This window comes from Marinobacter litoralis, from assembly GCF_003336705.1.
GTDB lineage: Bacteria > Pseudomonadota > Gammaproteobacteria > Pseudomonadales > Oleiphilaceae > Marinobacter > Marinobacter litoralis.
Genome location: NZ_QMDL01000002.1, coordinates 35,703 through 47,027, shown reverse-complemented (window position 1 = coordinate 47,027; position 11,325 = coordinate 35,703). Strand labels below are relative to the sequence as shown.

The window sequence follows — 11,325 nt, the reverse complement described above, 5'->3', positions numbered from 1 at the left end:
ACCTAGGGCTTGGTTTGGTTTAGCTATCAGTCAAAGCGGCCCTGAATTTCGAAGGAACGACGTAAAACGAGGACGAAGTCATGAAAAAACACAACAAGCTTCTATCCGCCGTGGCAGTAGGTGCCATACTGGGCGCCGCCTCTCTTCCAGCAAGCGCCCACTTGGTGTCATTTGGTTGGAAAGATCAGGGTAATGGCACCATCATCATGTACGGGCAGCATTGGCATGGTGATCAACTCGGGCCATCTACCGCTAATGGCGGTGTACGCATAGGTGTGTTTGGCACCGACCATACAACATGGCAACTGTTCCAATGGACAGGCCATATCAACAACTGGGGGGGCAATACAGCCCAAAACGATGCTCTGGTTACTAATGGGGAGTTAGATGGATATGCAGTTGACCCTGGTAACTGGACGAATTCGAGCTTTGATAACGACTGGTTCTACACAGATCCTTTAGTGCTTGGCGATGGCACCTGGGGGCTCTTTACCGGTACAAATTGTTGTATCGATACCATGAGCTCACCGGGTGAATTTGTGATATCTGGCATTGGTAGTGTTGACCCGGGTACCGGGCCGGGAACTGATCCTGGAACACCACCGTCACAAGTTCCAGAGCCAGGAACAATCGGGCTTCTTGGTGCTGGACTATTGAGTTTGCTGGCGATTCGTCGGCGTAAGCAGTAATTTGTATTTTGAGAGCGGGTATATACCCGCTCTTGGATTATCTACCGCACAGTTTTCTCACCTGTTGTCTTCCGAAAAGTTTAGCGACCTTCATGCTAGTCTTGTTTAGGGAAAACAACTTTGGTCGCCCCGTCTGTGACTTCCTGTTCTTCATTCCCAATAACATGCAATGATTGCAAGCGAATTCGTCTTCTCAAGAGGAGTGTTTTTTCATGAAAACTTTGTTACAGGTTGATTTCCCCTTCGACGGACCTTTCGGGCAGGAAATGGCGAATGCGATGAAGGATCTTGCAGAATCCATAGCCAAAGAGCCCGGGCTTATCTGGAAAGTCTGGACCGAAAATCCGGCTACCAACGAAGCCGGGGGAATTTATCTGTTTGAAGATTCAGACAGCGCCGATAAGTACCTGGAAATGCACACTGCGAGGCTCAAGAGTTTCGGTGTTCCTGCGGTGAATGCCAAAGTATTTAAGGTGAACGAAGCGCTCACGAAGATTGATCACGGGCCGGTATAACGTTAGTCCTTAGCCGAGCGTTACCTGCAAGTTGATTGGGTACTCTTCGCAGTTGTGGCCTTCACCACCGCGATCGACAACCAGAAAGCGGCCCTCGGAGTTGAGTACCGATTGAATAGCATGCCAGGTACCCACCCGGTAGTTTATACCTTGGTTTCCATCGGTCACGAATGCGCGTACTTGAGCTGGGTCGATAACGTCACCTGCCGGGGCGACGACAATCACAAAGCGTTCACCCTGCAGAGGCATAAAAGCTTGGCTACCGAGGGGGTGACGCTCAAGAAAACTGAGCTGGAGCGGTATTTGGACCGGCTGAGTAATGAAAATGCTGATCAGAGGGCGAGCCTCCTGGCCGAGAGTTTCTACCTGGGCTAAATCATGATAACGGCGGGTTCGTCCTCCGTTAATCATGAAGTAGTCGCTGTCGCGGTGATCAATCACCTCACCGAAGTCAGCAAATGCCTCTGCCGTTAAAGGCTCGGCAATCAGTTGCAGGGCAGATTCACTCATCTCCATTCTCCGCTATATTGTTACTCGTCGGTGGTTTGGCCGAAATGTTTGAACGTTTTATAGATTAAGGGCGGCCTGCTGTTAAACGTCGTTGTCCTGCAAACCGCCTCTGAGGGCCGCCGCACGGATGTGATAGGCCATGGCGGCGCTTGCACGTTCCGGTGATTGAGCTTCGATCGCTGCAATGATCTCCTGATGCTCTTCCAGTGGCTTCAACAGTTCTTCCTTGTTGCGCAGCGGTTTGCACTGTGCCGTATGAATGTCGGTGGCTAGGCGCCGACGCGTGTCGGTAAAAATGGAGTTCTGAAGAATCGAGAAGATGATGTGGTGAAAGTTAAAATCTTCCTGAACCGCATCGATCAACTGCCCTTCATCGAGCGCATAGCGCATGCGATAAACAGTGCCCTTCAAACGTTCCAGATCTTCGTCCGTGCGCAGGCGGCTGGCCATGGCTGCCGCATAGGGTTCAGCTGCTAAACGAAACTGGAACACCTCTTTGTTTCGACGATTTGTTCGGTTATCGCTATTGCTGGTGCTGTGTTTCGGGTCAGGAACAAACACACCTCGCGCCTGACGAATGTCAATTAGACCCAGAGTCTCGAGAATGCTCAGCGCTTCTCTGAGAGCTGGGCGACTAACGCCCAGCTCGGCTGCCAGTGCACGCTGCCCCGGGAGGGCTTCACCCGGGGCGTATTCGCCATTCAGTATCTTGGTCTGAAGCGTTTTTGCTATCGCATTGTTGAGCATTTTCTGTCTATGTGCCTCTCGAACATGCTTTAAGAGTGATTGTTATTGGCAGAAGTTTATCAAAGTGCAATTCCGGGAGGCGATTGACTAGATGGCCTTCACAATCGCCTCGGCCACTTCTGACGTCGTCGCCTTGCCTCCCATATCTGGCGTGCAGTTGTCAGGAGACGCCAGGACGTCGTTCAGTGCGGCCATGATAGCCTGTGCCGCTTTCGTTTCGCCAAGGTGCTCCAGCATCATCGCGCCTGACCATACGGCGGCCACGGGGTTGGCTTTACCCAGGCCTGCAATATCTGGCGCAGAGCCGTGCACGGGTTCGAACATTGATGGCAATTCACGGCTTGGATTGATGTTGGCAGATGCTGCGAATCCGAGGCCGCCTTGAATGGCCGCGCCGATGTCACTGAGAATGTCACCAAATAGGTTAGAGGCAACGATCACGTCAAAGCTTTCAGGGTGGGTAATCATACGGGCAGCCGCGGCATCCACGTGGTAGCGCTCCACCGTAACGTCGGGATATTCGGCAGACAGCTCTTCCGTGATTTCATCCCAGAACACCATTGAGTATTTTTGCGCGTTGGATTTGGTGATAGAGGCCAGCTTCCCGGAGCGCTGTCTAGCTTGTTCAAAACCAAATCGCAGCAGACGTTCCACACCGTGGCGCGTAAAGACTGACGTTTCTACCGCCACCTCGTGCGGGTTGCCTACATGTACACGACCGCCAGCGCCGGAGTATTCACCTTCGGTGTTTTCGCGAATGCACAGAATATCGAACTTGGTTTTCTTCAGCGGTCCAGAGGTGCCCGTCAGCAGGCGGTGAGGGCGCATATTTACAAACTGATCGAACTGCTTGCGAATTGGCAACAAAAGCCCGTGTAGGGACACACTGTCACAGACCTTTTCGGGCCAGCCTACGGCGCCTAAGTAAATGGCATCGCTTTTTTTCAGTTGTGACAAACCGTCTGCAGGCATCATTTCGCCGTGCTCAACGTAATACTCGCAACCCCACTCGTATTGGGTTGGTGCCAGATTGAAACCAAATTTTTCGGCCGCGGCCAGAAGAACTTTAAGGGTGGCTTCGGTGACTTCAACACCAACACCGTCACCGGGTATGACAGCAATATTATAAGAATTCATTTTGGCTCCTGCGTATTAACTTTTTGCGACTGCGGGGTCGTTAGGCAAAGATGGATTGCTCGATAGGGGTGTTCCCAGATAAGGCGCACATCAACCTCAGGCGGGCCTTTCGAGCGTTCAGGTGATTTGCTTTCAGGGCACCCAGAGAAACCTGTTCTGCCAGCGATCCAGGGTATTCATAGACCTCGGCAATGCGGCCCCAGTGAGTTGATGATGCAACCACTACCGGGATACCTCTGCTGATTGCATTACCCAGCGGCTCAATCCAGCTGGGCGGAATATGGCCTCGGCCGATAGCATCAAGCACAAGGCCTTGCGTACCACTGGCCACCGAGGCTTCAAGCAGTGCCGGAGATGCGTCGATAGCGACCGGTAAAATATCAACCCGGGGCAGTTGCTCACCCGGGACAATCGTGGACGAACGTTGTAGTCGATGATTCAGGCGGACTTCATCGCCGTCGACGAATCCCAGAGGACCAACGCCGGGGGAAGCAAAGCCGTTAAGCTGATAGCTGCTGACTTTGCGTACAGAGGCTGCAGAATGGATTTCTTCATTGAATACAACCACTGTACCCGCGCCCCGGGCTTCGGTGGAGCCCGCTACTTTGATTGCATCGCGAAGGTTGGGACCGGCATCGGAACCGGGCGCATAAGGTACGCGTTGGGCGCCTGTTACCACCAAAGCAGTGTCTGTCAGAGCCAGCGTTGTATCCAAAAAATAAGCCGTATCTTCCAGCGTATCAGTGCCTTGCGAGACTACCAATCCCGCAACCTCAGGGCGCTCTGCCTGCTCTAAGCATAAAGTTCGTAGCTGCAGCAGGTCAGACGTGGTAAGGGCATTACTGGGTTTCTGGAAGAGAGTGATGACTTCAACCTGGCCATCACTCTCGATCTTTAGGGTATCCATTAACTCTTTACCCGACAGAGCACCAGCAACGGCGCGTCCGGAGCTGTCAGGAAGACTGGCGATAGTGCCACCCAGAGAAATAAGTACAACGGTATTTTTCATAGTCATATCGTTAAGAGAACAGAGTTAAGAGATTCGGGAACGCGACAAAAATCAGCAGAGCAGTCACGTACACAGCAACGAACGGAAGCACTGCCAGGCTGATCTTTTCCACGGATTCGTTCGCAATATTGGCGGCGATATACAGGTTCAGCCCAACTGGAGGGGTGAACTGGCCAACCGCCAACGCGATGATGGTGAACACACCGAAATACATGGGATCAATGCCGACCGCTGAGGTGATGGCCACGAGCGTTGGCACCAACAGAACCAAAGCAGAAACATTGTCCAGGAATGTACCAACCACGATCAGTAGTCCCAGCATCATGAGCATGACCATTGTTGGGTCTGTAGTGATGCTCATCACCCATGCTGAGAACAACTGAGGAACACGTTCCGTGGTTATCACGAAAGCGAATACGTTGGCGCAGACCATCAGAAACATAATGACGGCAGTTGTTGCAGCTGTGCTCATGAAAGCGCGTTTAATTTCGGTCAACCCCAAGCTTTTATAAAGGAAGATTCCGATCAACAAGCCATAAACACAGGCCACGGCCGCCGACTCGGTTGGCGTAAAGGCGCCTGAATAAATCCCGACAATAATAATGACGGGCATCAGTAGTGCCGCTAGGTTCTTAAAGCGCTCGCCAGGAGAGGGGTTTTCGGAATCGAGGTTGACGTTATCGACGTTCTTTCTGCCGCGCCACCAGTTCAACAAGCAAATGGCGAGCGTTAACAGGATTCCGGGAATAATGCCGTTGATGAACAGTTCACCAATGGATACACCGGAAATTACGCCGTAAATCACCATGGTGATACTCGGAGGAATGATCAGCCCAAGCGCACCCGATGCAGCCACAACGGCACCAGAACCCGCAGCGGTATAACTGGTTTTCTTCATGGAAGGGATCAAGACAGTACCAACCGCGGCAGTCGTTGCCGGCGCTGAACCTGATATTGCGCCAAAGAAAGCGGAAGAGGTTGTCGCAACGTTCGCCAATCCGCCAGGGCGTCGTCCCACCAGACGACTGGCCATGCCAACCAAGCGTTCTGACAACTTGGCTTCATACATGAGAGCGCCGGCGAGCAGGAACAAGGGGATCGCAAGGAATGAGAAATTATTCAAACCTTGAAACATCTTTTGTGCGACGACCAGCAGCGGAATGTGGCTTCCGAAATAGATGGCAAGAGTACTGGCCGCACCCAGCGCGATGGCTACCGGGACACCGATTAACAAAAAAGCGATAAATGTGAAGATAAGAATTTCAATCATGATACTTGTTCCGCGATGACAGCATTTTCGTCACTGATGGTGTCGTGGCGCAGCACGGTTTTGACTGTTAGGAGGAACGCAGCAATAAAGCAGCCTCCGGTTAGGAAAAACTGGACATAGCCAACAGGGATCCCCGTGGTTGGTGAAACTTGCATCATGGCTCGGAGCGCAAGTTTATAACTGAACCAAACCACTACGGTTAGAAAGGCGATCGTGACCAGTTGTGAGACAAAACCGAAAATCTTGCCGACGATTGTTGGCAGCTTGTCGGCGATAACCGAGACCTTGAAGTGTTCGCCACGCCAGAACGCCACAGCCATGCCTGACATAACTGCGAGCATCATTGAGAAGACGGAGATTTCCTGAGTCCACCCGATTGGCGTGTTGAGCAAATATCGAAACACCACCTGAATCACTACCAGAGATAACATCACGCAGATGGCAACTGCGGAAATCACATGGCAGACCGCCGCGATCATGTCACACAGCGAGATGAGTGATTTTCGAAGACCTGATGAGGATGGGTGATCTTTTTTGTTCATAAACCGGTCCTTTGACCTCCGCTGGAACATTCGATTAGTGGTTACAGCGGGGGTCTGGGTGCTGAGAAAGTTACTGGGTGAGCTGGTTGAGAATCTCTGGACTGAACCGGCCCTTGGCATCGTCGTACACCGGTTGAACGGCCTTACGGAATTCTGCCTTGTCTACGTCATTGAGTTTCATGCCGCGCTCTTGAACAAGCTGCCATTGTTCGGCTTCGAGTTCTGCTATTAAATCAATGTGTTTTCGGTTGTACGCATGGCCAACTTCCATCAGTGTTTTCTGAATGTCTTCCGGCATGCTGTTGTACAAATAAGCGCTCATGATCAGCGGTGATCCCATATGGATGTGACCGGTCCGCGATACGTAATCCTGAACCTCATTGAAGTTTTGAGTCAGGATGTGTGCCGGTGGGTTTTCCTGGCCGTCTACCACGCCTAGTTGCAGGGCGGAATATAGTTCTCCGAAGGACATAACCGTCGCACCCGCGCCAAGGGTATTGAATGTGTCAACAAACACTTTGCCTTCAGGGACCCGGATTTTAAGCCCTTTTAGATCTTCGGGATGGTTAATCGGGCGAACAGAGTTGGTGACATGGCGCATGCCATTGCCCCACCAGCCAAGGATTACCGCACCTTGTTGTTCCACTTTTTCGCTCAGCATTTCGCCAACCGGACCTTCGACTACATCAAGGTACTCATCCATATCCTTGAATAGGAAAGGCAGGTTCAGTGCCCCCATATCCGGAACCCAGTTAGAAAGTACTGTATCTGATGCCAAGGTCATTTCCAGCGTGCCGATCATGGTGCCTTCCACGGATTCCAGCTGATTTCCCAGCTGATCAGCCGGGAAAATTTGAATCTCGACCGCACCATTCGTTTTCTCTGCGATTTCTTCAGCAAATTGTTCGGTAATAGTTTGGTAGTGGTGGCCAGGAGCACCGGTATGACTCAGACGAAGCGTGTAGTCTGCGGCGTATGCCATTCCAGATGACAGCGCCATGGAAGCTGCGAGTGCAGAAATTAATGGAGTGAAGGCTTTTTTCATTGGGAGCTCCTATTCGATTGTCTTGTCACCTGCCGAAAGCCCCGGGATTGTGAGCGTGAAGGCTGACGCTGACTTTTTGTTTTATGTAAATAAATGGCTGCCGAAGGGTTATGGCCACCGAGTTACGTGCCGGCTTGCTGTTTCAGAATGATCTGGTCAAACCGGTCAGACCAGTTGAATGGTAGAACAACAAATAATGCCGAACAAGAGGTTTTGGAGATTTTTTCTGCGACATAAGTCGTAGGGGGCGTAGTACACGAGAGTGGCTTGTTGCTCGAAGCGCGATAGGGAAAGCGCGCGTGGAGTGGCTACGAATGGTGCTAAGGGAAGGTAGAATGGTACCCCCGACAGGACTCGAACCTGTTACCTTCCCCTTAGGAGGGGGACGCTCTATCCAGATGAGCTACGGAGGCATTTCAGAAGAGGCGGTATAATAACGGGCATCAGCCCGTGGCTCAAGGGGCCACAGGCTGACGCTCACGCAGCTGGTTCAGAATTGCTGGCTGATTGGATTCTCCTTTTCCCGTCAGCACCTTAAACGCTCGTTGCCGTTCAATCATCGCTTCTTCAAAGGTATTGACCAGCTCATCCAGTGAAACCTCCCGAATCGCTGCCGCCAGTTTTTCGCGGCTATTGAATGCGCTGTTTTCCCGGTCGATCTCCCGCCAGTAGCGGCCGGATACATCACCCAGCTGCCGGTCGCGGGCCATCATTTTGCTGATCACGGCTTGTTTTTCACGGCTCAGTTGCTCGGGCGACAGCTCGGCGAGCCTGCCTTTAAAGCGTTCAGCAAACTCGGTTACTGCACCGTCTATCTCAGCGCCACTGGCTTCCGGGGACTGAACAACCAACCCAAGAGCGGGGGTTTCCAGAATTTCGAACGCGGTGGCATACACAATGTAGCCGAGCTGTTTGGTGGTTCTTATGTTTTCATAGAACGGACTGCTGATGATCTGGGCCAACAACCGGTAGCGGGCGCGTTCTTCGTATGACCTGTCTTTGCCTTGCAAGTACAACGTGTAACCCGTGTCTGGGTGTTCTACGTTGAGAACCGCTTCAGTTTCGCCCGAAGGTAACTGCCGGACCTGGGCGCGTTGTACGTCTACCTGTTCACTGTTTCGAAGCACAACCGCTTGTACCTGTTTTGCCAGGTTGAGAGTGGTCGCTTCGGTCAGGTTGCCGTGTGCCAGCATCACCGGGTCCATGGCTTTGGTGAACTCTGATCCAAAATGCATCAGTTCATCGAGGGTGACGGCTTTAGCGGCCGCGAGTTTCTCGCTTACCGGGAAAGTACCGTTCAACAAGGCGGTTTGAATAAACTCTGAGGTTTGCTGAACCGGGCGATTTTTCGCTTTATTTTCAAGGCCGTCGATCAATCGCTGGCGGGCAATCCGAAAACGCTGCTCGGTGATCATCGGGTCGGCAAATTCCAGCAAAATCCGATTGAGTAATTCGTGGAGTTTGTCGTTGTATCCGCCCACGCGAATGGTCACGCCGCGTAGGTGGGGGTACACGCTGTAATTAAGGCCCGCGAGTTGCGCGGAGTAAGCCCAGGCATTGAGGTTGGTTTTAATGGCATCGACCAGTAATTGAGTCAGCACCGTGTTGCGTGCGGAGGCGCGAGCAATGGGGCTGCGCAGGCTGATGAACACGTTGGCTTTCGGGGCGTTGAAGCGGGTGTCCCGGGCGTACCACACCTGCATGCCCTCAGAGCCATGGAGTAAAGTGGGGTGGGGCATGCTGTTGCCGGTCACCATTTCCAGATTCTCGGGTACAAGTGGGTTGGCGGGAGGCAAAGCCAACTGGTCAGCCAACGTTGGATTGGCTGCTGCCGGTATTTGCAACGCCTCCTGCTTCCAAGGGGTTTCATACCACTGGGTCAGCTCGGGATCTTCTAGGTTTTGATCCGGTGCCGAAACCATGACCGCGAGATTGTCGGGTGTCAGTCGATCCAGAATCTCCTGGTACTGCTTCGGTGCATAGCGCTCCATTAAATAGGGGGCGCTCAAAATGTCGTTTGCCGGATAGTCTCTTAACAGACTGGACAAGCGCATGGCTTCGCGTACCGGTTCACCGCGTTCGTGGAAGCGGAAATCGATAAGCGCCAATTGCTTCATCTCGTCAAAACGTTCGTGGCTGATGCCGTTTGTTTTGATTAAGTCGATGTAGCTGAAGACCAGAGCCAGAATGTCATCTCGCCGCTTAAGTCCTTCACGGGTTAGCGACATGCTGATGTTAAACGTTGCGTGACTGCCGGTGTCCATGCCCAACCCCGCCGAGAGGGTTTCTACCAGGCCGGCGCGCTTGAGTACATCAAATAGGCTGCCAGGGCCCTCGTGGCCTAACAAATTGGCCACGTAAGAGGCGGGTTTTGTCGCGTAGTTGGCCCGTTGCGAGGGAACCGGGAATGAGAGTGATAAGCTCCGGCTGTCTTTGAGGGTTTCGGCGAGAATACGTTTCGGCAGCTGTTCGGGCTTGTGAAGAGGTTCAGGATGTTTGATCACTTCCAGGTTGCGGTTCGCTACGGCGTTGAAGCGCTGCTTCACCATGCGTTCAAGTTCATCCAGAGAATGAGGACCGTATACGGCCAGAGACATTACGTTAGCCGAATAATTTTGCTCCCAAAACCGTATAAGGTCGGGGCGCAGAGGATTAGCATCGGTATTCTCGAGCGTCGTCAGGTTGCCCACAGCGAATTTGCTGAAAGCGTGATCCGGATTGCCCGCGGCTTTCCTGACCGAAAGCAAACGCCGCCCGTCCTCTTTCAGTTTGGCGCTGAATTCGGAATGAACGGCGTTGCGTTCACGGTCCACCAACTCGGGCGTGAAGAGAGGGTGTGAAAACTGCTGTGCAAAACGATCCAGAGCGGCTTCCAGAAACTCACTTTCAACATCGAAAAAATAGTTGGTGTTTTCAAATGCGGTGAAGGCGTTGTGGCTCCCACCGTGGCTGCGAATAAATTGCTGATATTCCCCAGCATCGGGGTACTTTTCTGTGCCCAGAAACAGCATGTGCTCGAGGAAATGGGCCATGCCTGCGCGGTCTTCAGGATCATTGCCGCTCCCGACGGCTATGTTAAGAGAAGCGGCGGCTTTATCCGCCTCTTCGTCCGATACTAAGATGACGCGCAGGCCGTTTTCCAGTTCCAGATATCGATAGCTATTGGGGTCATTAGGGCTTTTGCGGGGCTCGGTTTCCGCATGGGTGTATGCGCTGGGCAACAAGCTGGCCAGTAAAAGCAACAACGGGGGCAATCGATACAAACGTCGGAACAGGGGGCGTTTAACGGTCATGGGGCCTCATCTAATCGGAGTTCGTTTGTTGTGACTTAGTGAACTTGGCCGGAATTGCTGTCGGGCTTCTGCGACAGGGTTTTCTTGGCCAGGTCAGCTGCTTGGTCTGCATTCAGGTCACCGGAAGCAATGCGCTCTAGCACGGTAGCCATAATGGCAACGGATTGGCGGTAGTCAGCAAATTCTTTCTGAAACGCTTTGTCGATCGCCTTATAAACGGCTTCGATTTTTTCTTCTCTTGAGCCTTTGTCGGCGGCGGTATCGTTGATCGCCTTCAGGCAGGCGCGGGCAATAGCAATGTAGCGTTCGGTGTTTGGGTTGTCTTTCGGCATGGCTGCTTTGGTAAACCTTGGAATGATTGGGTGACTGTTAAAGACGCCGAAAGGCGTCGGAAGTTCCCGATTATCGCATTGCCAGCGGTTGGTTGCATTGCTCCGCAGTAATTTACGAAATTCGGGCCATCAGTGGTGAATTCCTGTGCTAGTCTCAAGTTCAGTGTGTCGGATAATTGGGCATGATTTCGTTCGGGTTTTTGTTAGAACTAGAGTAATAGCTCTAGTAAAAACAA

General features: G+C 52.4%; 11 protein-coding genes and 1 tRNA gene. 2 read left to right on the top strand and 10 right to left on the bottom strand.

Features of this window, described 5'->3' with window-relative positions; all coding sequences use genetic code 11:
* Positions 1-80: 80 nt before the first annotated feature.
* Together DOQ08_RS05680 and DOQ08_RS05675 are read left to right on the top strand one after the other, a co-directional pair.
* Positions 81-689 carry a PEP-CTERM sorting domain-containing protein gene (locus tag DOQ08_RS05680; RefSeq protein ID WP_114333953.1) on the top strand — a complete coding sequence of 203 codons (609 nt, stop codon included), beginning with the start codon at positions 81-83 and terminating at the stop codon, positions 687-689.
* Positions 690-901: 212 nt separating this feature from the next.
* Positions 902-1,204 (top strand): monooxygenase, encoded by a 303-nt coding sequence (locus DOQ08_RS05675; protein ID WP_114333952.1) that lies wholly within the window; start codon positions 902-904, stop codon positions 1,202-1,204.
* A gap of 9 nt (positions 1,205-1,213) precedes the next feature.
* On the opposite strand, the gene DOQ08_RS05670 is transcribed toward DOQ08_RS05675, so the two are convergent.
* The 10 genes from DOQ08_RS05670 to DOQ08_RS05625 all read right to left on the bottom strand — a co-directional run bounded on the left by DOQ08_RS05670 (position 1,214) and on the right by DOQ08_RS05625 (position 11,089).
* Positions 1,214-1,714 carry an ureidoglycolate lyase gene (locus tag DOQ08_RS05670; RefSeq protein ID WP_114333951.1) on the bottom strand — a complete coding sequence of 167 codons (501 nt, stop codon included), beginning with the start codon at positions 1,712-1,714 and terminating at the stop codon, positions 1,214-1,216.
* Positions 1,715-1,795: 81 nt separating this feature from the next.
* Positions 1,796-2,461, bottom strand: a complete 666-nt coding sequence (locus DOQ08_RS05665) for a FadR/GntR family transcriptional regulator (protein ID WP_114333950.1) — start codon at positions 2,459-2,461, stop codon at positions 1,796-1,798.
* 87 nt (positions 2,462-2,548) lie between these two features.
* The gene (locus DOQ08_RS05660; protein WP_114333949.1) at positions 2,549-3,598 is read right to left on the bottom strand and encodes a tartrate dehydrogenase; all 1,050 of its coding nucleotides are present in this window, start codon (positions 3,596-3,598) and stop codon (positions 2,549-2,551) included.
* Between the two features lie 40 nt (positions 3,599-3,638).
* Positions 3,639-4,607, bottom strand: coding sequence for an asparaginase (locus DOQ08_RS05655; RefSeq protein WP_114333948.1), 969 nt, complete (start codon positions 4,605-4,607; stop codon positions 3,639-3,641).
* A 10-nt stretch (positions 4,608-4,617) separates the two neighbouring features.
* Positions 4,618-5,877: a TRAP transporter large permease gene (locus DOQ08_RS05650; RefSeq protein WP_114333947.1), complete on the bottom strand. Its 1,260-nt coding sequence runs from the start codon at positions 5,875-5,877 to the stop codon at positions 4,618-4,620.
* On the bottom strand, positions 5,874-6,419 hold the full coding sequence (locus tag DOQ08_RS05645) for a TRAP transporter small permease (RefSeq protein WP_165823620.1): 546 nt from the start codon (positions 6,417-6,419) through the stop codon (positions 5,874-5,876). The genes DOQ08_RS05650 and DOQ08_RS05645 overlap by 4 nt, the downstream gene beginning before the upstream one ends.
* A 70-nt stretch (positions 6,420-6,489) precedes the next feature.
* The gene (locus DOQ08_RS05640) at positions 6,490-7,464 is read right to left on the bottom strand and encodes a TRAP transporter substrate-binding protein (RefSeq protein ID WP_114333945.1); all 975 of its coding nucleotides are present in this window, start codon (positions 7,462-7,464) and stop codon (positions 6,490-6,492) included.
* Positions 7,465-7,800: 336 nt separating this feature from the next.
* Positions 7,801-7,877: transfer RNA gene (locus DOQ08_RS05635), tRNA-Arg, on the bottom strand.
* 42 nt (positions 7,878-7,919) lie between these two features.
* Positions 7,920-10,757, bottom strand: a complete 2,838-nt coding sequence (locus DOQ08_RS05630; RefSeq protein ID WP_114333944.1) for an insulinase family protein — start codon at positions 10,755-10,757, stop codon at positions 7,920-7,922.
* Between the two features lie 35 nt (positions 10,758-10,792).
* A complete protein-coding gene (locus tag DOQ08_RS05625; RefSeq protein WP_114333943.1) occupies positions 10,793-11,089 on the bottom strand; it encodes a hypothetical protein in 297 nt (98 codons plus the stop codon).
* Between the last annotated feature and the right edge of the window lie 236 nt (positions 11,090-11,325).

Coding starts and splice junctions, on each gene's coding strand:
- DOQ08_RS05680 (WP_114333953.1), top strand. CDS start 81: ATGAAAAAACACAACAAGCTTCTATCCGCCGTGGCAGTAGGTGCCATA.
- DOQ08_RS05675 (WP_114333952.1), top strand. CDS start 902: ATGAAAACTTTGTTACAGGTTGATTTCCCCTTCGACGGACCTTTCGGG.
- DOQ08_RS05670 (WP_114333951.1), bottom strand. CDS start 1,714: ATGAGTGAATCTGCCCTGCAACTGATTGCCGAGCCTTTAACGGCAGAG.
- DOQ08_RS05665 (WP_114333950.1), bottom strand. CDS start 2,461: ATGCTCAACAATGCGATAGCAAAAACGCTTCAGACCAAGATACTGAAT.
- DOQ08_RS05660 (WP_114333949.1), bottom strand. CDS start 3,598: ATGAATTCTTATAATATTGCTGTCATACCCGGTGACGGTGTTGGTGTT.
- DOQ08_RS05655 (WP_114333948.1), bottom strand. CDS start 4,607: ATGAAAAATACCGTTGTACTTATTTCTCTGGGTGGCACTATCGCCAGT.
- DOQ08_RS05650 (WP_114333947.1), bottom strand. CDS start 5,877: ATGATTGAAATTCTTATCTTCACATTTATCGCTTTTTTGTTAATCGGT.
- DOQ08_RS05645 (WP_165823620.1), bottom strand. CDS start 6,419: ATGAACAAAAAAGATCACCCATCCTCATCAGGTCTTCGAAAATCACTC.
- DOQ08_RS05640 (WP_114333945.1), bottom strand. CDS start 7,464: ATGAAAAAAGCCTTCACTCCATTAATTTCTGCACTCGCAGCTTCCATG.
- DOQ08_RS05630 (WP_114333944.1), bottom strand. CDS start 10,757: ATGACCGTTAAACGCCCCCTGTTCCGACGTTTGTATCGATTGCCCCCG.
- DOQ08_RS05625 (WP_114333943.1), bottom strand. CDS start 11,089: ATGCCGAAAGACAACCCAAACACCGAACGCTACATTGCTATTGCCCGC.